20 protein-coding genes are annotated in these 20866 nt (G+C 69.7%); 2 read left to right on the top strand and 18 right to left on the bottom strand.

What is annotated here, in order from left to right:
• Nucleotides 1-33: 33 nt before the first annotated feature.
• The 13 genes from AB0I66_RS18715 to AB0I66_RS18655 form a co-directional block, all read right to left on the bottom strand.
• Nucleotides 34-789, bottom strand: a complete 756-nt coding sequence (locus AB0I66_RS18715) for a class I SAM-dependent methyltransferase (protein WP_363208961.1) — start codon at nucleotides 787-789, stop codon at nucleotides 34-36.
• A gap of 119 nt (nucleotides 790-908) precedes the next feature.
• Complete coding sequence (locus AB0I66_RS18710; protein WP_363208960.1) at nucleotides 909-1532, bottom strand: hypothetical protein; 624 nt, start codon at nucleotides 1530-1532, stop codon at nucleotides 909-911.
• Between the two features lie 477 nt (nucleotides 1533-2009).
• Nucleotides 2010-2690 carry an OmpA family protein gene (locus AB0I66_RS18705; protein ID WP_363208959.1) on the bottom strand — a complete coding sequence of 227 codons (681 nt, stop codon included), beginning with the start codon at nucleotides 2688-2690 and terminating at the stop codon, nucleotides 2010-2012.
• A gap of 3 nt (nucleotides 2691-2693) precedes the next feature.
• Nucleotides 2694-3290 carry a hypothetical protein gene (locus AB0I66_RS18700; RefSeq protein WP_363208958.1) on the bottom strand — a complete coding sequence of 199 codons (597 nt, stop codon included), beginning with the start codon at nucleotides 3288-3290 and terminating at the stop codon, nucleotides 2694-2696.
• Nucleotides 3291-3322: 32 nt separating this feature from the next.
• A complete protein-coding gene (locus AB0I66_RS18695) occupies nucleotides 3323-3931 on the bottom strand; it encodes a pilus assembly protein TadG-related protein (protein ID WP_363208957.1) in 609 nt (202 codons plus the stop codon).
• Nucleotides 3928-4146: a hypothetical protein gene (locus tag AB0I66_RS18690; RefSeq protein ID WP_363208956.1), complete on the bottom strand. Its 219-nt coding sequence runs from the start codon at nucleotides 4144-4146 to the stop codon at nucleotides 3928-3930. The genes AB0I66_RS18695 and AB0I66_RS18690 overlap by 4 nt, the downstream gene beginning before the upstream one ends.
• Nucleotides 4147-4657: 511 nt before the next feature.
• A complete protein-coding gene (locus AB0I66_RS18685; protein ID WP_363209393.1) occupies nucleotides 4658-5548 on the bottom strand; it encodes a DUF5936 domain-containing protein in 891 nt (296 codons plus the stop codon).
• Nucleotides 5549-5571: 23 nt separating this feature from the next.
• Entirely contained in the window at nucleotides 5572-6513 is a 942-nt protein-coding gene (locus tag AB0I66_RS18680) for a type II secretion system F family protein (RefSeq protein ID WP_363208955.1), read from the bottom strand.
• An 86-nt stretch (nucleotides 6514-6599) separates the two neighbouring features.
• Complete coding sequence (locus AB0I66_RS18675; RefSeq protein ID WP_363208954.1) at nucleotides 6600-7958, bottom strand: CpaF family protein; 1359 nt, start codon at nucleotides 7956-7958, stop codon at nucleotides 6600-6602.
• 9 nt (nucleotides 7959-7967) lie between these two features.
• Complete coding sequence (locus AB0I66_RS18670; protein WP_363209392.1) at nucleotides 7968-8297, bottom strand: TadE/TadG family type IV pilus assembly protein; 330 nt, start codon at nucleotides 8295-8297, stop codon at nucleotides 7968-7970.
• A gap of 164 nt (nucleotides 8298-8461) precedes the next feature.
• Entirely contained in the window at nucleotides 8462-10069 is a 1608-nt protein-coding gene (locus AB0I66_RS18665) for an AAA family ATPase (RefSeq protein WP_363208953.1), read from the bottom strand.
• 790 nt (nucleotides 10070-10859) lie between these two features.
• A complete protein-coding gene (gene cpaB, locus AB0I66_RS18660) occupies nucleotides 10860-11570 on the bottom strand; it encodes a Flp pilus assembly protein CpaB (protein WP_363208952.1) in 711 nt (236 codons plus the stop codon).
• Between the two features lie 93 nt (nucleotides 11571-11663).
• A complete protein-coding gene (locus AB0I66_RS18655; protein WP_363208951.1) occupies nucleotides 11664-12581 on the bottom strand; it encodes a hypothetical protein in 918 nt (305 codons plus the stop codon).
• A gap of 261 nt (nucleotides 12582-12842) precedes the next feature.
• Between AB0I66_RS18655 and AB0I66_RS18650 the strand changes: the two genes are divergently transcribed.
• Complete coding sequence (locus AB0I66_RS18650) at nucleotides 12843-13856, top strand: chitinase (protein WP_363208950.1); 1014 nt, start codon at nucleotides 12843-12845, stop codon at nucleotides 13854-13856.
• 74 nt (nucleotides 13857-13930) lie between these two features.
• Here the strand turns inward: AB0I66_RS18650 and AB0I66_RS18645 are convergent, their stop codons facing one another.
• On the bottom strand, nucleotides 13931-15265 hold the full coding sequence (locus tag AB0I66_RS18645; protein ID WP_363208949.1) for an Nramp family divalent metal transporter: 1335 nt from the start codon (nucleotides 15263-15265) through the stop codon (nucleotides 13931-13933).
• Nucleotides 15266-15468: 203 nt separating this feature from the next.
• On the opposite strand from AB0I66_RS18645, the gene AB0I66_RS18640 reads away from it, so the two are divergent.
• A complete protein-coding gene (locus AB0I66_RS18640; RefSeq protein WP_363208948.1) occupies nucleotides 15469-16812 on the top strand; it encodes a M14 family metallopeptidase in 1344 nt (447 codons plus the stop codon).
• A 64-nt stretch (nucleotides 16813-16876) separates the two neighbouring features.
• Here the strand turns inward: AB0I66_RS18640 and AB0I66_RS18635 are convergent, their stop codons facing one another.
• From AB0I66_RS18635 to AB0I66_RS18620, 4 genes are all read right to left on the bottom strand, one after another.
• Nucleotides 16877-18370, bottom strand: coding sequence for a gluconate:H+ symporter (locus AB0I66_RS18635; protein WP_363208947.1), 1494 nt, complete (start codon nucleotides 18368-18370; stop codon nucleotides 16877-16879).
• Nucleotides 18371-18528: 158 nt separating this feature from the next.
• Complete coding sequence (locus AB0I66_RS18630; protein ID WP_363208946.1) at nucleotides 18529-18939, bottom strand: RidA family protein; 411 nt, start codon at nucleotides 18937-18939, stop codon at nucleotides 18529-18531.
• Between the two features lie 8 nt (nucleotides 18940-18947).
• Complete coding sequence (locus tag AB0I66_RS18625; RefSeq protein ID WP_363208945.1) at nucleotides 18948-19706, bottom strand: IclR family transcriptional regulator; 759 nt, start codon at nucleotides 19704-19706, stop codon at nucleotides 18948-18950.
• Entirely contained in the window at nucleotides 19703-20755 is a 1053-nt protein-coding gene (locus tag AB0I66_RS18620; protein ID WP_363209391.1) for a sugar kinase, read from the bottom strand. Before AB0I66_RS18620 ends, AB0I66_RS18625 begins: the two co-directional genes overlap by 4 nt.
• Nucleotides 20756-20866: the final 111 nt, after the last annotated feature.

Here is a 20866-nt window from a genome sequence, read left to right as displayed (position 1 = left end):
GCACTGCCATGCACTGCCATGCGCTGTCATGGCCTAGCGCTTGCGGGCGTCGAAGAGGTGGCGGGTGCTGTGGGCGACGAAGGAGCCGTCCGTCTCGATCTGGTCGTGCAGTTCCCGCAGCCGCGACCAGTACCGCTCCACCGAGAAGTCCGGCACCATCCACACCACCTTGCGCAGGAAGTGGACGACGGCGCCGATGTCGTAGAACTCCATCCGCAGCCGTTCCGCCCGCAGGTCGACGATCTCCAGGCCCGCCGCTTCCGCCTCGGCCCGCTCGTCGTCGGGATGGCGGCCGTTCCGTACCTCCTCGGGCTGCGGACCGAGGAAGTACTCGACGACCTCGAAGACGCTGGCGGGGCCCACGTGCTGGGCGAAGTAGGTGCCGCCGGGGCGCAGCACGCGGGCGATCTCGTCGAAGTGCGCCTTCACCGGATGCCGGCTGGTGACCAGGTCGAACGCCTCCGCCGCGAACGGCAGCGGCGCGTCCTCCGGCGAGGCCACGACCACCGCGCCGCGCGGATGCAGCAGCGAGGTCGCCTTGGCCACGTTCGGCGCCCACCCCTCCGTGGCCACGACGAGCGGCGGCAGGGAAGGCGCGGACGCGAGGACCTCACCGCCGCCGGTCTGGATGTCGAGGGAGGCGGTGGCGTGCCCGAGCCGCTCTCCCATGGCGTGGGCATACCGCCACGAGGGCCGCTGCTCGGTGGCCCGCCCCTCGAACCACGAGAAGTCCCACCCTTCGGTCGGGGCCGACTCCGCTTCCGCCACAAGTACGTCGAAACCGCTCATGACGCGATCTTCGCATCACACAGGGGCACAGCTCACGCGCATTTCCGCTGATGATCGCCTCCGGCGGGGTGGACGGTTGTTGCAGGAAAATCTCGTCCCAGGGGTGGAGGGTCGGGCGGTCAGTGGGAGTTTTGTGCGGTTGAGTCGTCGGGGGTGAGGCCCAGGGGGTTGGGGATCTTGCCTGGGCCCTGGCTCGGCCAGTCGCTCGGCGACGGTTCGCGTGGGCGCGAGAGCGTGTCGTCGAGTCGCTCCCGGCGCCACATGCCGTCCCGGCAGACGAGCCCCCACCCGGAGCTCATGACGCTCCATTCACCCGCGTCCACGCAGGACATCTCCTCGTGGGGGCGGGGACTCCACCGCCAGGTCCACCCGTCACCGCCCTCGCGGCACCGCAGCTCTGTCCCGTGGCGGGTGACGCCCGTGGGGCGTCGTGGCGAGCAGACGGGGTTACGCCAGCCGTACGTCTGCTTCCACTGCGGGGTCATGACCACGTTGATCACCGTGGGCGACGGGCTGGGCGAGGGCTGCTCGGGGCAGCCGATGGACGTGGGGTCGGGAGACGTGGACGTGGACGTGGGCGGGGGTGGTTCGGTGCCTGCCCAGAAGCACATCAGCCCGGCCTCCCCCGAGTGGGGGCCGGCCGCGCTCCGGGGAGGCTCGGCGGTTTCGTTTCCGCAGGCGGTGAGCAGCGCCGCCGCGCCGACGATGCCGGACACGACCCCGAGTATGCGCATCCGCTGCATGGAGCGAGAGGCTATGCGCGTCGGCGATGGCGTGCGGGGTGATCGTCATAGCTCGGCCCAAACATGCCCCTCGCCGTACGCCGCCTCGCCCTGAAGAACCAGTCGGCCAGGTCCCCGATGCGTTCGAGGCAGGCCTCGTAGTACGCGGCGGGAGTCGGGCGCGGGAAGTCGGGGTGCGCGGTCCATTCCGGCACGGCGGTAGCGACCTCGTAGAAGCCTTCGGCCACCCATCGGTCGAACTGGGACGACGCCTGGAATTGGCGCAGACGACCGCCCCCGTGAGGACCCGCCCGTAGCTGAGCTCGCCACGGGACGGGCCTCGGCCCTGATCTCGGTGACCTCATCCGGTGCAAGTTGCAGAAAGCTCCCGGGACACGCCCGTGCGCGTACGGACAACGTGGGATTTCCCTGCACCCGGCGACCCGGCGCCCCGGGTACGGCGTCGCCGGGGTACCCCCCGCGCCCCGGGGCCGCCGCCTAGCTCTGCGTGCCCGCGTCGCTGGCGCCTGATTCTCCCCGTGGGAACGTGACCTCGACGCGGCGGTTCTTCTTGCGGCCCTGCTCGGAGGTGTTGTCCGCGATCGGATAGTCCTCGCTGTAGCCGCGTACGGAGTACGTGACCTCGGGGCCCAGGTAGCTCGCCAGCTTGTCGTGCACCGCTTCCGCGCGCTTGCGGGAGAGGGTCTTGCCGTGGCTGTAGGAGCCGAGGTTGTCCGTGAAGCCGAACACCCTGACGGTCGTCGCCTTCTGCGCCTTGGCCTCCTCCGCGATCGCCTTGATACGGGCGTTCGCCTCGGGGTTCAGCTTGTTGCTGTCCTTGGGGAAGAGGACTTCCGCCTGCAGCGCGAACTTCACGTCCGTGTTGGTGTCCTCGCGGCGTTCCTCGCCGCCGAGGTCCTCGACGACGGACTTGATGTCCAGGACCTTCGCCGGAGCGAGGGTCGCACCGTCGGCCAGCTTCAGCCCCGGGCTGTTGGAGTCGACCTCGGGGGGTGGAGATGTGGTGGTGCTGCCCGGAGGCGCGCTGGGGTCTTCGTCGTCGGCATGGGCGGGGATGCCGGTGAGGAAGACCAGGGCCGTGAGGGTGAGTGTGGCTGTGGTTGTGGCGAGGGTGCGGGGGTGGCTGCGGGTGCGGGTGCGTGATCGTGGGTGGCCCATGGGTCACTCGCCCTCGGAGATCTCGATGGAGGCGGGGGGCATGTTGCCGACATGGAACTCGACCTCGGAGGTTCCCTCCGGTGGAGCCGGGAACTGGGCGTACCAATCGGCGGTGTCCCCCGACCTGATGCCGCCCACGAACCGGGTGCACAGGCAACGGCCGCCCGTGTCACGAAGGATGAGGTACTTCTTCTTCCCGGCCTTGTCCACCAAGCTTGCGCCCGCGACGGACGATGCGTTCTTAGTCAGCTCCCGCTCGTCACCACGCCAGTCGGCGGCCACCCACAGTCGCGAGCCGTTGTTGGTCACCCTGCCGGAAACCGTGACGAAGCCTCCCTCATCGCGCACCGCGGACGTGACTACGAGTGAGATGTCGTCTTGCTTCGACTCAGCCAGGACCTTGTCCTGCGCCGGGGGCTGCGACTCCCCCTCCTTGTCGTCATCTCCGCCCTTCTGCGCTGACGAGGAGGACGCGCTCTTCTCGGGCTCGGGCTTGTCGTCCCCGCCTCCCCCGCAGCCGGCCACCGTGAGGACCAGCCCAGTCGTGATCGCCACAGCGGTCATTGCCCTGCGGGCCTTCATGGTGCGCCGGATATTCATTGCTGAAGATTCCTTCTCTCGTCGATCACTTGTTAGTCGGCCAGGTGCACGGCGAAGAGGACGGACGCATCCGGAAGATCATCCAGATCGAAGTCCTCCGGATCGATCTCGAATGAGCCACCGTCTTCGCAGTCGAACTCCACGGCCTTCTCCGGATCGGACGACGGAGCGGCCTCACAACGAGGCTTGATGATGGCAGTGGCCTCGGCTGTTGCGTGTGTGGTCTCCGTTCCCGGAATGATCGAGTCTCCAACGGTGTAGTTGGTCTCGATCTCTACCGTGTAGCCCGGAAAGCCATTCACCTCATCTGGGCCGAACCCAGTGACGTGCGCGTCATTGTCAGCGGCCAGCGCATCAGCCGCGCCCTGTGCCCCGGCGCCATCGATATTGTCGCCGTTCAGCCAGTCGAGCCACTCGTCGCCGTCGCCGATGGCAAGGCCCAGCCCCTCGACCAGTTCATCCCTGGACTCCTGGGCAGCCGCCAGAGCCGCCGCGTCAGCAGCGGATTGAGCTCCGTTGCGGGCCGACGCAGCTTGGGCGAACGCGAAGAAGGCGAACGCAACGAAGAGCAGAATCCCCGTCATCCAGATGTAGATGGGGAGAGTCTGCCCTCGGTCGCTGCGCCACTCCTTGGCTATCAACCGCCGACGACGGATGCCACCGCTTCGCCGATCGCCCCGGAAATCTGACCGTCCAGCCCAAGGCCGTCGATCAACGTAAAGATCCCCGCAATAAGAATCATCAACCCCGCATACTCCACAAACCCAGCCCCCGCATCCCGCTCCCTCCCCCGAACCCGGGAAGTCACGGTCACCGTCCAGTCGATCCAGACTCTGAGTACGCGTTCCTTCAGCACGACGGCCCCTTCTCTCCCACCCGATACACGCACACGTACACGCATCCGTACTCGCGCCCGCACCGCGAAGAACACCGCGATACACACCGCGCATCGCACTGCCGGCGCAACCGATTCCGACGCCGCTGTCGTCATAGGCAACGTACGCGAGATCTTGTGACCCAACAGCCACTCTCCGCAACCAATACCTTCTGGTGCGCGGAAGTTGGCGAGTTCCCTTCCCCGGTGGCGAGGTCATCACGCGCTCCGGAGGCTTGCGGTGGAGGTGTGGGGCGGGTCGATCGGTGGTTCCCTGCGGTTCACGACTTCCCCTTCCGCTAGTACCGTGAACTCAGCTTTTGCAAAGGTCAGTTGAGGGGGCGCGGTCCGGGTGGGGCCGTGCGCGGGGGCGGTGAGACGCTTCCGCCCTTCCGGTGACTGTCCCATACGCCGTTGCACGCGCGAAGAGATTTCGTGAACTGGCTTGATGTCGGCGTCTGACCCGCGGCCGTCCCGATCGGTCATGGCTTCCTCACTTCCCCAGGATCGAGCCGAAGTCCGAACCCGAGCCGAGAAACATTCCCGCCGCGATCAGAATCATCGTGGCCGGAAGCATGAAGACGAGCGTCACCATCGTTGCCTTGGGGATCGTCTTCGCCGCCCTGCGGCGGGAGTTCTGGGCGTCCGTGCGGCGCATGTCCGTGGCCAGTTGGATCAGTGTGTCCGCGATCGGTGAGCCCAGTTCCTCGCCCTGTTGGAGTGCCGAGACGAACTGGGAGACCTGTTCGGAGGCGTTCCTGCGGCGCAACTCGTCGAACGCCTGGCGGCGGCTCACTCCCATGTCCATCTGGCGGAGCGTGATGCGCAGTTCGTCCGCCCAGGGGCCCTCGTAGCGTTCCGCCACGCGGTCAAGGGCCTGGCGGAAGCCGAGGCCCGCCGAGACCACCACCGCGAGGACGTCCAGGAAGTCCGGCAGGGTGCGGTCGATGACCTCGCGCCGTTCCCGTATCGCCTGCCAGATCAGCGCGTCCGCCGCCGTCACGCCGAAGGCGAAGGTCAGCAGGCCGAAGAGCGCGGCGCCGTTGGTGAGGAACACCAGGCCCATCACCACGCCGAAGATGCCGTAGACCGCTCTGCGTGCCGCATAGCGGTCGATCGTCAGGCCTCCCGGGTTGCCCGCCATGTCGATCTTGCGGCGCTTGGCGTCCACCCGTTTCGGGCCCATCAGGCGCAGCACCAGGGGGGCGAAGCGCATGCCCAGGCGGTCCACCGCCGAGCCCGCCGTCGATACGCGGGTGGCGCCGACCTCCAGGGCTATCGCCAGGTCCGAGGGGAGTTTTGCCTCCGCCCGGTACATGCGGATGCCCTGGCACGCCCCTGCCACCGCCAGGCCCATCACTGCCGCCATCGCCAGAGCGAACATGTCCATGTCTCTCCTCCCCCTCCCTACACTTCGATCTTGCCGAGGCGCCTGATCACGAAGAAGCCCACCGCGTACAGGCCCAGCGAGATCAGGATCAGCGTCTGGCCCATCGGTGAGCCGGTCACCCGGGCCAGCGCGCCCTCGTTGGAGGAGTTGATGAGGAGCAGCGAGCCGAGGCCCAGGAGCGGGACCGTGAACGCCGTCGCGTGGACCTCCGAGAGCATCGTGCGGACCTCGCGTCGCGTCTCCTTGCGGTCCTCCAGGGTCTGGGTGAGGTTCCGGAGGGAGTTCACCACCGAGCCGCCCGCCTTGTTGGAGAGGACCAGGGTGGTGACGAGGACGACCAGTTCGCGGGACGGGAGGCGTGCCGCCAGTTCACCCAGGGTGTCGTCGATCGAGCGGCCCATCGTCAACTGGTCGGCGACCATGGACAGTTCCTCGCCTGCCGGGGATTCAAGCTCCTCCGCCGCCATCGCCAGGGAGGTTCGGAGGGCCAGGCCCGCCGCCGTCGCGTTGGCCAGGATGCGTGCCACGTCCGGGAGTTGGTTGATGAACGCCTCGATGCGTTTCTGGCGTTGCCAGTTGAGGAACACGACCGCGCTCCAGACCGCCACGATGCCCGCGATCGGGCCGAAGAACGGGGCCAGCGTGGCCGCCGCCATCAGCCAGAGCGCGGCGACGACCGCCACGACGTAGATGAAGAACTCGCCCGCCGTGAGGTCCAGGCCCGTCGCGGAGAGGCGGAGGTGGATGGCGCGGCCGAGGCGGGTGCGGCGCAGGCGGCGGTCGATCGCGGAGAAGCGGCGGCCACGGCCGCCGGCGTCGGCCGTGCCGGGGCCGATCGACAGGCGGTCGACCAGCTCCTGGCGCTGGGCGCGGCCCGATGCGTACGTCTGGACTCCCGCGACGGCGAGCGTGCAGGTCAGGATCGTCGCGCCGATGGCCAGGAGGGCAGGGTTGTCCATCAGTCGGCCGTCCTTCTCGTCACGGTCATCTGCCGGCCGTCCTTCTCTTCGCCGTCATCAGCCGGCCGTCCTTCTCGTCGCCGTCATCAGCCGATGGCCTCTCTCGTGTTCAGTACGTCGATGGCCTGGGCCACGCCGAAGCCGGGCGGCACCGGCTCGCCCGCGACGTACAGCCGCTCGGCGACGGAGCGCGGCAGCGGCAGATGCTCGAAGTAGCCGTGCACGCGGCGGTCCAGGCCGTTGCTGCCCGGCTGGCGCGGCACGAAGCGGGTCACCGGGGCGATGCGGAACTGTTGGCGGCCGTGTGAGACGAGCAGGACGATCTCGGCGATCTTGCGGGAGCCGTCCGCATGCCGGGCGAGCTGGACGACCACGTCGACCGCCGAGTTGATCTGGTCCTTCAGGGCCTCGAAGGGGATCTGCACCTCGGACATCGAGCCGAGGGTCTGCAGGCGCATCAGGGCGTCCTCCGCCGTGTTCGCGTGGACCGTCGCGAGGGAGCCGTCGTGGCCCGTCGACATCGCCTGGAGCATGTCGAGGGTCTCGCCGCCTCGGACCTCACCGACGATGATGCGGTCGGGGCGCATGCGGAGGCTGTTGCGGACGAGGTCGCGAATGGTGATCTGGCCCTTGCCCTCGACGTTCGGCGGGCGCGATTCGAGGCGGATCACGTGGTCCTGCTGAAGCTGGAGTTCGGCCGAGTCCTCGATGGTGATGATGCGTTCGTGGGCGGGGAGGAGGCCGGAGAGAGCGTTGAGGAGCGTCGTTTTCCCGGAGCCCGTGCCGCCGCTGACGATGATGTTGAAGCGGGCGCGCACGAAGGCGGAGAGCAGGAGCAGCATGTGCTCGTCCAGCGACCCGAGGCCGATGAGCTCGTGCAGCGTGTACGCGCGGGGGAAGCGGCGGATGGTGAGCGTCGCGCCGGTCAGGGCCAGCGGAGGGATGATCACGTTCACTCGCTCGCCGGTGGGCAGGCGCGCGTCGACCATGGGGTTCGACTCGTCGACGCGGCGGTTGACCGTGGAGACGATGCGTTCGATGGTCTGCATGAGCTGGTCGTTCGACGCGAACCGGAGCGGGAGCTGCTCGACCCTTCCGGCGCGCTCCACGAAGATCGAGTCGGGGCCGTTCACCATGATTTCCGTGATGGAGGCGTCGGCGAGGAGCGGTTCGAGTACGCCGAGTCCCAGGGCCTCGTCCACGACGCGGCGGATGAGCTGGGAGCGTTCCGAGGTCGAGAGGACGGGGCCCTCGCGGCTGATGATGTGGCCCATGACGCGTTCCAGGCGGACGCGGCGGTCCGCCGCCGTCAGGGACGACATCTCGGCGAGGTCGATCTCTTCGAGGAGCTTGGAGCGGTAGACGGCGACGAGGCTGTCGTCGCGGCTCGGGCCGCTGCCCTTGCCGTGGTCGTGCGGGGTCGCCACGCGGTCGCGGAGGCTCATCTGGCTTGCTCAGCTCCCCTCTTCGTCTTCGTCGTTGGGCATCGTGGCCGACTTCGTGACGGACCAGCCCGCGTCCACGAAGGGCAGCAGCGTGGGGACCTGGACGGTGACGTCCGCCGTGGTCGTGGCGCCGCCGCCGCTGACGGCGACCTGGGCGTCGAGTCCGCCGTCCATCGCGGCCAGGCCCGCGGCTTCCCCGCCCTCGCCCTGGGAGGCGACGCGGGCCGCCGCGCGGGCGCCTGAGCCGGCCTGGTTGACGGCGTATCCGACGAGGCCGAGCTGGATGGTGGCCAGGCCGATGAGGAGCAGGATTGGGAGGAAGCCGGCGAATTCGAGCATGGAGACGCCTCGGTCGCTCCTCAAGCCGCTCCTCAAGCCGCTCCTCAGACCGCTCCTCAGGCCGCTCCTCAGGCCGCTCCTGAGACCGCTTCCGAGGCCCTTCCGGCGGGGCCTCCCGTGTCGGAGCCGGTGATCGGCGGTGCGCCCGAGCCGGCGGCAGCCCCTCACCCGTCCTCACCCTCCTTCGCCGCCCCCGCCTCCCCGCTCACGCTCCACCCCGCGTCGATCCCGGGGAAGAACAGCGGGACGTCCGCGTCCACGTGGGCCTTCCACACCGCTCCCTCGTCCGTGCAGGCCACCTCCGCGCCCTGCCACGCCGACGGCAGATGCTCCTTGGCCGCGGCCTCGCACGCCGCCGCGCCGCCCTCTCCCACCGCGTACGCGGCCGTGGCGGCCCGCGCCGCCTCGTCCGCGGCGTTTCCCGCCAGGGAGAACGTGTAGCCGTACAGCGCGCACTGCCACAGCAGGCCCATCACGGCGAGCAGCAGCGGGAACATCCCGGCGAACTCCAGGGTGACCGCGCCCCGGTCGCCGCTGACGCGCTTGCGCAGGGTGAGCCGTTTGCTGCCGCCGGACGCCGCCTCCGGGTCCACCAGGCCGAGCTCGCCCGCAAGCGCCCACAGTGCCTGCTTGACCGTGGACTTGCTGTCCAGGTCCTGCATGCGGCCCGCGTCGACCGCGCCCTGCAGTTCCTTGAAGTTCGCCGGGACCGTCGTACGGGCCACCTTCGTGCCCGTCACCCGTTCCACCAGGGAGGGCTGGATGTCCGCGCCCTTGCCGTGGCGGTTGACGACCGTGAGCGTCTCCTCCGCCTTGCGGATCTGGAGGCGGTCCCACAGGCGCACCATGCGCTTGGCGGCGCGTACGGAGACGACGTCCGGGGTGACCAGCAGGATGGCCTGGTCGGCGAGTTCGATGGCCGCCGCGCTCGCCCCGGTGACGTAGGTGCCGCAGTCGACGATCACGACGTCGTAGCGGCTGCGCAGGGCGCTGAGTGTCTGGCGGGCCACCCGGTCGGTGATCTCCTCGCCCCGCTCGCCCTCGCTCGGGGCCAGGAGGAGGCCGATGCCGGTCTCGTGGGTGTAGACGGCGTCCTGGAGGACGCGGGGCGTGATGTCGGTGATCGACGCGAGGTCGGCGATGGAGCGGCGGAACTGCACGTCCAGGTAGGAGGACACGTCGCCTGCCTGGAGGTCCAGGTCGAGGAGCGCGACGGTGCGGCCCGAGGCCCGTGCGGCGAGCGCGAGCTGGACGGCGGCGAGGGTCGTCCCGACGCCTCCCTTGGCTCCGCTCACCGCGACGACGTGGCCGCCGCCGGGGGTCTCCCCCGACCCGGAGTAGAGCTCCATGCCCGCGCTGCCCAGGTGCCTGCGCATCCCGGCCGACCAGGCGGCCGCCGCGTGCACGCGCTCGGCGAGGGCGTCGTACGCGAGGGGGAAGCCGACGATGCCGCGGGCGCCGGAGTCCATCGCGGCGGTCAGCAGGGCCGGGCTCGTGTCGGCGGTGATCAGCACGACGCCGACGGCGGGGAAGCGGAGCACGAGGTCGCGGATCAGGTCCAGGGCGGGAACGGGGCCGATGCGCTCGTGGACGATGACGACTTCGGGGAGCTCGTCGACGGACTCCGCCGCGAGCCTCGCCAGGTGGTCGAGCAGGGCGGTGGAGTCCGCCACGGGAAGGGCGGGTTCGGCGTCGGGAAGCTGTCCGGTCAGCGTCGAAAGGGCGCGGGCGGCTTCCAGGTCCCCTACGGCGGGGAGGATCCGGGTGGTCATGCGGGATCGCCTCCCGGCTGGGGGGCGGTTTTACCGGCGGAGTGGTGAGCGCCGCGCGCGTCGACGACCCGCAGGGGACGCGTCTCTCCTGCGGCGAAGAGAACGACCCACGCTTCGGCGCCCTGCGGCGGCCGCGTCCCTCCAGCGACAGGGAGAACGACCCACGCTTCGGCGTCCCGCGACGGCAGCGTCCCCCCAGCGACGGGGAGAACGACCCGCGACACGGCATCCCGCGCGGCCCGCATCCCCCCAGCGACAGGGAGAGCGACCCACGTTTCGGCGTCCCGCGACGGCCGCGTCCCTCCCGCGACGGGGAGAACGACCCGCGACACGGCATCCCGCGCGACCCGCATCCCCCCAGCGACAGGGAGAACGACCGACGTTTCGGCCTCACGCGACGGCCGCGTCCCTCCCGCGACGGGGAGAACGACCCGCGACACGGCATCCCGCGCAGCCCGCATCCCTCCAGCGACGGGAAGATCGGCCCACGCTTCGGCGCCCTGCGGCGGCCGCGTCCCTCCAGCGACAGGGAGAACGACCCACGCTTCGGCGTCCCGCGACGGCCGCATCCCCCCAACGACAGAGAGAACGACCCACGCTTCGGCGTCCCGACGTCGGCGTCGGCGTCGGCGAACAGGCGTGTCCCGCCCGCGCAGCCGATTGCCCCGCGTCAGCGACCAGCCGGAGGAGACCTCCGCGTCCACCCTGCGCCGCCGGGCGGACGGGAGGGTGGGCGGGAGCGATCCGCCGCGCAGCGGTGGTTCAGACGTGCAGCGCATCCGCAGGCCCCCTACTTGTCCTCGTCGAGTGTGTACGTCCGGTCGCCCCGCGGGATCGCCGCCTCCTCGCCCTGGCCCACCAGGGCCAGGCGGACATGCGTGGCGAACGACTCCGCGTACGCGACGCGCTGCGCGTCCGCGGTGTCCAGGGCGAACGTGATCGGCACCGCCTCCGTCGCCCTGCGACGGCTGCGGTCGTCCTGGTCGGGGTCGAGGGCCGTCAGCTTGCCCACGTCGATCACCTTCGCGGACTCCACGATGACCTTCGACTGGTCCTTGGCGTTGTCGGTCTCGCCCTTGAACGTGGCGTAGATGTTGACCGTCGAGCCCGGCGTGATCTTGCCCGCGACGCCCGTCGCCGCGTCGATCATGATGGCGATCTCCTGCTGGCCGGGCTCCAGTTCGGGTCGGTTCACGATCATGTCCGTCTGGAGCAGCGAGCCCTTGCGCAGCTCGGTCACCGCGATCTTGCCGCGGACCTGGCGGAGATCGGTGACGGCGTTGTCCGAGAGCCACCTCTCCGGCATCTCGACCTTCTCGAACTGGTCCGCGCTCAGCTCCTTGTAGGGGGCGATGTCCCCCTTGAGCTTGTACGCGGCCACCTCGGGGCCCACCTTCGAGTTCACGTCCCGGATCAAGGAGAGGACGCCCGCGAACGCGCCGAACGCGGCCAGGACCGAAAGGACCAGCAGGATGACGCCGCGGCGCTGGCGTGAGTTCATGGACCGGACTACCTCGATCGGATGCGGGCGGCTACGGACAGTGATCGTTGTGGCGCGCGTTCAGTTCGGGTTCGTACCCAGAGGATCCTGGCCTTACGTCCTGCCTCGCGGAAGCGCGCGTACGGCGCGAGCTGAGGCAGGGGCGGGAGCGGAGGCGGCGGCGGGCGCCGCGCGTTCCGGTGGTGGCAGCAGGGGCGCGGCACAGAACCCGCAGCGGTCACCGATGAGTTCGAGGCCGCACCAGTGGCAGTCGTCCCGCCGGACGGACGACACCAGTTGGTAGAGCACCGAGATGTCGGGGATCGCCGCGGCGAACTCGACGAGCTTGCCCGTGGCCCACCAGCGCGCGGAGTCCCCCGGAAGCCGCGCCTCCGCGACCCCTTGGGTCCGCCAGGCCGGCGCGAGCGTCTCGGTGACCCAGCCGGAGCCCAGCTGTCCGGCGGCGTACAGCATCTTCGTGCCGAAGCCGGGGCCCGGCAGCGTCGCGTCGCCCGTCACCTTGATCAGCTCGGGGCGTGGCGTGGCGAGGACGGCGAACTGGGCTCCCGGCACCCAGGACTTGGCGTGGGACTGCAGCGTGACCGGGACCCGGTCCAGCTTCGCCACCGAGCCGAGCAGCGCGCCCGCGTAGATGTAGTGGGAGAGGAGCCGCGCCGCCGAGGCGAGGACGCCCGGGCTGAAGTCGCAGATCGACAGCTGGCGGAGCTGGAGCGCGAGGACCGCGAGGCCGAGCGGCGGCAGGTCGGGGCGCAGGATCGCGATGCGGTCGCTCTCCAGGACGGAGCGGATCGCGTGCATGCGCTGGACGAGGGCGGGTGGCGCCGACGCGGGACAGAGGACGATCACATAGCCGTGGTGCTCGATGAGCGTGTGCATCTCGGTGAGCGCCTGGTCCAGGGAGTACGTCCGTGGTGACTGGACGGCGCTCTGCAGGACGGCCGCGGACGGGGTGTGCCGGTCGGGCGACGGCAGCACCAGGTCAGGGCCGGTGACGGCTATGGCGGTCGGCATACGCACACCCCCCGGTCTTCGTGCACTTCTGCCTCAGCACCTTATCCAGGTCATCGCCACCTCAACACCCAACTTCCCACTGTTCACGCAGAGGTTGGCCGGACTCGTGGGATCCGGGTGATGCCAGAGGTCTTGACAACGCAATTGGTCTGGACCAGCTTGTACGACCAAGCAAGGCACCGCGCAAGGCACCGGGCAACCCCCTCGTACGGCCCGGCGAAAGCTCTCCGAGCGCCCCAATTCCCCCCACCGGAGGCAGAAGTGGACCACGCACGCGGCAGGACACGCAGGAAGGCAGGGTCCGTCATCGGTCTGACAACGGCACTCGCCCTCGCCCTCACCGGCCTGCTCACCGGCGGCGCCGACGAAGCCGACGCGGACACCCGCGCCGTGCCGAAGCACGCGGTGACCGGCTACTGGCAGAACTTCGACAACGGCGCCACCGTCCAGAAGCTGAGCGACGTACAGGACGAGTACGACATCATCGCGGTGTCGTTCGCGGACGCGACCGGCACGCCGGGTGAGCTGGCCTTCAACCTGGACTCCGCCGGTCTCGGCGGGTACACCGTCGAGCAGTTCAAGGCCGACCTGAAGGCCAAGCAGGCGGCCGGGAAGTCGGTGATCCTGTCGGTCGGCGGCGAGAAGGGCGCGGTGTCCGTCAACGACTCCGCGTCGGCGACCGCCTTCGCGGACTCGGCGTACGCGCTCATGCAGGAGTACGGCTTCGACGGCGTCGACATCGACCTGGAGAACGGGCTCAACTCGACCTATATGTCGCAGGCGTTGAAGTCCCTGGCCGGGAAGGCCGGTTCGGGGTTCGTGCTGACCATGGCGCCGCAGACGATCGACATGCAGTCGACGTCGAACGAGTACTTCAAGACGGCGCTCGCCGTGAAGGACATCCTCACGGTCGTCAACATGCAGTACTACAACAGCGGTTCGATGCTGGGCTGTGACGGCAAGGTCTACAGCCAGGGCTCGGTCGACTTCCTCACCGCGCTCGCCTGCATCCAGTTGGAGGGCGGCCTCGCCCCGTCGCAGGTCGGCATAGGCGTTCCGGCCTCGGCGAAGGCGGCAGGCGGCGGCTACGTCTCGCCGTCGGTCGTGAACCAGGCCTTGGACTGCCTGGCGAAGGGCACCAGTTGCGGTTCCTTCAAGCCGTCCAAGACGTACCCCGACATCCGGGGCGCGATGACCTGGTCGACGAACTGGGATGCCGCCGACGGAAGTTCCTGGTCCAAGGCGGTCGGACCGCACGTCCACGGGCTGCCGTAACGGGCGTCCGCCCCCGCACGCCTGCAGCGCCGCCGCTCCCCCGGCGGCGCTGCGGTGCTCCCTGCGCGTGAGGCCTACCAGGGCAGGTCGCGCACCTGCTGTACGCACAGGACGAGGAAGAGCAGTCCGGCTCCCGCGAGCATCACGTTGCTCAGGATGCCGTTGCGCCACTGCTTGGGTGTGCGCGAGGAGTTGAGCAGCCAGAGCAGCGTCAGCGCGAGGAACGGCATGAAGAACGCGCCGAGCACGCCGTACGCGACGACCAGGCCGAACGGCTGGTCCAGGAAGAGCAGGCCCATCGGCGGGAAGGTGAGCCACAGCAGATACGCCCGGAAGGGCACCGACTTCTCCCGCTTGCCGGCCGCGACCTCCTTGACCATGCCGTCGGGGCCCGCGCTCGCCTCCTCGGCTTCGGTCGTACCGGCCCGCTCGCGCCGCAGCCGCTCCACGAAGTCCGCGAACATCAGGCTCACGCCGTGCCACACGCCCATCAGGGCGCCGAAGGACGTGGCGAAGAAGCCGATCAGGAAGAGGTTCGCGGTGACCGCCCCGAACTTGTCCTCCAGGACGTTGCCGAGGTCGATGAGGCCCCGGTCGCCCGAGGTGAGGGCGATGTTCGTGGAGTGCAGGAGCTCGGCACCGATGATCATCATCGCGACGACGAAGACGCCCGTGGTGATGTAGGCGACGCGGTTGTCGAGGCGCATGACCCGGAGCCAGCTGATGTCGGTCCAGCCCTTGGAGTTCACCCAGTACCCGTACGCGGCCATGGTGATGGTGCCGCCGACGCCGCCGATCAGGCCGAGCGTGTAGAGCAGCGAACCGTCGGGCAGGACCGGCGCGAGGCCCGCGAAGGCGTTGCCGAGGTCGGGGGCGACGCGGATGGCGACGTACACGACGATCAGGAACTTCATCCCGATGACGACCGTCATGACCTTCTCGAAGACGGCGTACCGGTTGAACCAGACGAACGCGAGCCCGATCAGGCCGCAGAGGATCGCCCAGGTCTTCAGGCTCGGCCCGTCCGGGAAGAGCGCGACGAGCGGCAGGGCGCTCGACGACATCGCCGTGGCGCCGTAGACGAAGCCCCAGATGACGACGTAGATCGCGAAGTACCAGGTGGTCCACTGTCCGAGGCTGCGCCAGCCCTCGAAGAGGGTGCGGCCGGTGGCGAGGTGCCAGCGGCCGGTCGCCTCGGCGAGCGAGATCTTCACGAGGCAGCCGATGATCGCGGCCCACAGGAGCGTGTAACCGAACTTGCTGCCCGCGATGAGCGTCGCGACGAGGTCACCTGCGCCGACGCCGGTCGCGGCGACGACGATGCCGGGGCCGATGTACTTCCAGCTCGGCTTGCGGAGCCGGGGAGCCGCATCTCCCGTGGCAGCGTCACTGCCTGTCGTTTCAGCCATGCCGATCAAGAAACCTCATGGCGGCTCGTCACACAAGGGGTTGGCCGAAGACAGTGTTGACCGGAGCATGCCATGCCTCCACGATGGGCCCGCGCAACCCGCACCGCACCTCCCGCGCCTCTGCACAAACCGCACCGCGCACCCCCGCACGACCCGCACCACACGCGTCGCACTGAACCACCCCCCCACCCCCAGGAGACTTCATGCGACTCCGCATACGCGGCAGAAGATCCGCCGCCCTCGCGGTCCTTCTCGCCCTCGCCGTGGCGGCGCCCATCACCGCCAACGCCGCACCGGACACCGCAGGACCCGCCGCGCGCGGCACGGCCGCCGCTTCCGACAACGAAACGCGCCAGTACGAGATCCCCCTCGGCGACGACCCCGCCGCCCGCACCGCGCTCGCCCGCACCGGCGTCGCGATCGACGAGGTCGACGCCCGCGCGGTGGTCGTCTCGGCCGACGGCCGCGAGGCGGCCGGGCTCCGGGACGCGGGCTACGAGCTCAAGGCCCTGGCCGGACCCCCGAAGCGTACGAACGGGGAGCCGGTGGAGGCCAAGGACTTCCCGCCCGCCGACTCGAGGTACCACAACTACGCCGAGATGAACGCGGAGATCAACCAGCGCATCGCGGCCCATCCGACCCTGATGAGCAAGAGGGTCATCGGCAAGTCCTACTCGGGCCGGGACATCGTCGCCATCAAGATCAGCGACAACGTCGGTACGGACGAGGCGGAGCCGGAGGTCCTCTTCACCCACCACCAGCACGCGCGCGAGCACTTGACGGTGGAGATGGCGCTCTACCTGCTGCGCGAGCTGGGCGACGACTACGGCACGGACGCGCGGATCAAGAAGATGGTCGACGAGCGCGAGATCTGGATCGTGCCGGACCTGAACCCGGACGGCGGCGAGTACGACATCGCGTCCGGCTCGTACCGCAGCTGGCGCAAGAACCGTCAGCCCAACAGCGGTTCGTCGAACGTCGGCACCGACCTCAACCGCAACTGGGCCTACCGGTGGGGCTGCTGCGGCGGCTCGTCCGGCTCCACGGGCTCCGAGACCTACCGCGGCCCCCGCGCCGAGTCGGCACCCGAGACGCAGGTCGTCTCCAACTTCGTGCGCAGCCGCATCGTCGGCGGCAAGCAGCAGATCAAGGCCTCCATCGACTTCCACACGTACAGCGAGCTGGTCCTGTGGCCGTACGGCTACACGTACAGCGACACGGGCCCCGGTCTCACCCAGGACGACCGCGACGCGCATGCCGCCATCGGCCGGAAGATGGCCGCGAGCAACGGCTACACGCCGCAGCAGTCCAGTGACCTCTACATCACGGACGGGTCGATCAACGACTGGCTCTGGGGCAACCAGAAGATCTTCAGCTACACCTTCGAGATGTACCCGTCGTCCGCGGGCGGCGGCGGTTTCTACCCGCCCGACGAGGTGATCGAGCGGGAGACGAACCGCAACAGGGACGCGGTCCTGCAACTCCTGGAGAACTCGGACTGCATGTACCGCTCCATCGGCAAGGAGCAGCAGTACTGCACGAGTTGAGCCCGCACGTCGAACAGGGGCGCCCGGCGAATCGCCGGGCGCCCCCTGTGGACGTACGAACGCGCTACACGAACAGGCTCACCACGGCCGCGACCGCGAAACCGGCCAGCGAAAGGACCGACTCCAGGACCGTCCACGTCTTGAGCGTGTCCCGCTCCGAGATGCCGAAGTACTTCGCCACCATCCAGAAACCGCCGTCGTTCACGTGCGAGGCGAAGATCGAACCCGCCGAGATCGCCATGATGACCAGGGCGATGAAGGCCTGGGAGTAGTCGCCCTCGGAGAGGAGGGGGGCCACGATGCCCGCCGTCGTCACGATCGCCACCGTCGCCGAGCCCTGGGCGACGCGCAGCACCAGGGAGAGCAGGTAGGCGAGGACGATGATCGGCAGGCCGACGTCCTGGAAGGTGTCCGAGAGGGCCGTGGCCACACCGCTCGCCTTGAGGACCGCGCCGAAGATGCCGCCCGCGCCGACCACCAGGAGGATGTTGCCGACCGGCTTCAGGGACGAGGTCGACACCGTCTCAAGAGACTTGCGCGACCAGCCGCGGCGGATGCCGAGCAGGTAGTACGCCATCAGCAGGGCGATCGTCAGGGCGACGAAGGGGCTGCCGAAGAACTCGATGACCGAGCGGAAGGTGGAGGGGTCGAAGGCGATCGACGAGAAGGTCGCGAGGAGGATCAGGAACAGCGGCGTTCCGATGATCGCGAAGACCATGCCGAGCGGCACCGGCTTCTCGCGCGGCTCGACACCTGCCGCACGCTGCTCGGCGACGACCGCCTGCCGCGCCTCGTCGGCGGCCTCGACCATGTCCTGCGGGACGGCCACGAAGATGCGCTTGCCGATCCACGCGGAGTACACCCAGGCGGCGATGACGGCGGGGATGCCGCAGATCAGGCCCATCAGGATGACCCAGCCGAGGTCCACCTTGAGCAGACCGGCCGCGGCCACCGGGCCGGGGTGCGGGGGCAGGAACGCGTGGGTCATCGACAGACCCGCGAGCAGGGGCAGGCAGTAGAGCAGGATCGATTTGCCGCTGCGCTTGGCGGCGGCGTACACGATCGGCGCGAGGACGAAGATGCCCACGTCGAAGAAGACCGGGATACCGAAGATGAGGCCCGTCAGGCCCATCGCGAGGGGCGCGCGCTTCTCGCCGAAGAGGCCGAGCAGGCGGGAGGCGAGGACCTCGGCACCGCCGGAGACCTCCAGGATCGCGCCGAGCATCGTGCCGAGGCCGATGATGATCGCCACATGGCCGAGGATGCCGCCCATGCCGGACTCGATGACGGAGACCGCGTCGGACTTCTGGACCGTGCCGAAGAGTTCGGTGACGGAGAGGCCGGCCGAGAGGCCGACGACTATGGACACCGCGAGCAGCGCCACGAAGGGCTGCAGCCTGACCTTGATGATCAGGAAGAGCAGGAGCACGATGCCGAGCGCGGCGACGGTCAGCAGACCGGCGGTGCCGTCGATCAGGGTGAGGATTCCGCCGGTGTGCGGTGGTGTCTCGGCGGGGGCGGCGGCCGCGAGCGCGGCGAAGGGGGACGACGGGGACATCTTTGACCTCGTAAGTGCATGGAGCTTTCAGGGCAGGGGGGATCACGGCGCGGCGCCCGAAGGGGGGAGTAGGGCGCCGCGCCGTGACGACTGGTGGCTTGCGGAGGCTCTGCGGTGGGGCTGATCAGCCCGGAGGACGGATCAGCCCGGAGGGCGGCTCAGCCCAGGACGGCGAGCGCGTCGATCTCGATGAGGAGACCCTTGGGCAGGCCCACGTAGACCGTGGTGCGGGCCGAGGCGGGGGCCTTGAGGCCCTGCTCCTCGAAGTACGCGTTGTAGATCTCGTTCATCTCGGCGAAGTGGTCCACGTCCGTGAGGTAGACGCGCATCATCATCACGTCGTCCCAGGTCGCGCCGCCCTCTTCGAGGATCGCCTTGACGTTGGCGAAGGTCTGGAGGGTCTGCTCGCGCAGGGTCGGGCCCGCGGGGGTGGGGGCCTTGCCCTCCTCGGCGGGGAGGAAGCCGACCTGACCGGCGACCTGAAGGATGTTGCCCTTCTTGACGCCGTGGGAGAACTTCGCGGGCGGGGTGGTGTGCGTGGCGGGGGTCAGAGCGATCTTCTCGGTCATGGTGTGGTTCAGACTTCCTTGAGGGGTGACTTGCCGGAGTACTCCCGGCTGATGGCGTCCGCCGTACGGCGCACCAGCGGGAGCAGCGTGAGGAGTTCCTCGGCGGTGACGACGACATTCGGCGCGGAGACCGACATGGCGGCGACGACCCGGCCGTCCGCACCGCGGATGGGGGCCCCGATGCAGTTGATGGACTCCTCGTGGCCACCGAGATCGGTGGCCCATCCCTGCTCGCGCACCGTCGCCAGCTCCTTGAGGAACGCGGCGGCGTTGGGTGTCGAACGGGACGTGTACGTGGGGTAGTCGAGCTTCTCCGCGATCGCACGGCGCTCGGCCTCGGGAAAGTCGGAGATCAGCAGCTTGGCGACGGCGGCGACCGTGATCGCCACCGGCTTCCCGATGCGCGAGTACATCCGCACCGGATAGCGGCTCTCGACCTTGTCGATGTAGAGGACTTCCTGCTCCTCGTAGACCGCGAGGTGCACGGTGTGCCCGCACTTCTCGTTGAGGGCGAGGAGGTGGGGGTGCGCGATCTCGCGTACGTCGAGGTTCTCGACGGCCTCCTGGGCGAGCGCGAAGAGGCGGGCGCCCAGGCGGTAGCGCTGGTCGGACTGGCGGTAGACCAGGCCGTGTTCGTGCAGCGTGCGCAGGAGCCGCAGGGCGGTGGACTTGTGCACTTCGAGGCGCTCGGCGACCTGGCCGAGATCGGCGGGGCCCTCGGCGAGCAGCGGCAGGATGGACAGGGCGCGGTCGACGGTCTGGCTCATGTACGTGCCTCCTCCTTGGCCTCGGTGTTCGGGGGGACGCCGTCGGTCCAGCCCGGGCCGAGACGAAGTGTCCCCCAGCCGTCGGCGTCCAGTGCGGCAAGACGGTCGGTGTGCGCCCTCGCGGGAGGGGTCGCGAGGTCACCGGCGACGGTGAGCGCGGCGGCCGCCATGAGGTGCCCGTGGCGCAGGCGCCGGTCGGCGGGCAGGCCGCGCAGGGTGGCGGAGAGGAACCCGGCGGCGAAGGCGTCACCGGCGCCGACGGGGGCGACGACGTCGACCTTGAGCGCGGCCTGATGGACGGCGGTCTCACCCTCGGCGTAGAGGGTGGCGCCCTGGCTGCCCTGCTTGACGACCAGGGTGGCGGGCTCCGGGAGCGCGGCGCGGATGGCGTCGGGGCCTCCGGTGATGCCCCAGGCGTCGGCGGCCTCGTCCTCGCCGACGAAGACGAGGTCGGCGCCGCGGGCGAGGTCGAGGAGGACGCGGGGGCCTGCGCCCGCCTCGCGCGCGTCGCCGCTCCACAGACCCGGCCGGTAGTTGACGTCGAAGGACACCAGCGGGCGGCCGGGGCGGGGCGCGGTCAGCTCGCGCAGGAGGGCGAGGCAGTCCGCGGAGAGGGCGGCGGTGATGCCGGAGAGGTGCAGGATGCGGCCTGCGTCGAGTGCCTCGCGGTCCACGCTGTGCGGCGCCATCGCGGAGGCGGCGGAGCCCGCGCGGTAGTAGAGGACCTCGTGGGCGTCGGTGTCGCGGTCGTCGGCGGTGCGGAAGTAGATGCCGGTGGGGCGGTGCGGGTCGCGTCCGACGGAGCCGGTGTCCACGCCGTAGCGGGCGATCGCCTCGACGAGGTGGTCCCCGAAGCCGTCGGCGCCGACGCGACTGACCCAGCGGGTGCGGTGGCCGGCGGCGGCGAGCGCGCAGGCGACGTTCGACTCGGCGCCGCCGATTCCGCGATCGAAGGAGGGGACGTCGGCGAGGCGTCCGGCGCGTGAGGGCAGGAACGTGACCATGGACTCGCCGAGCGCGACGACGTCCAATGCTGCCTGCGCGTCCATCGCTGCCTGCGCGGCCTCTGCGGTCACGATCTTCCTGCCCCTCAACCGACTGCCAACCGACTGCCGGGATCCGTTGACCCGGCGTTGGCTCGGATGTTAGACAGCAGTAAG

Origin of the sequence: Streptomyces sp. NPDC050439, from assembly GCF_040655335.1 — a bacterium.
Taxonomy (GTDB): Bacteria; Actinomycetota; Actinomycetes; order Streptomycetales; family Streptomycetaceae; genus Streptomyces.
This window is presented reverse-complemented; position numbering and strand designations above follow the sequence as displayed.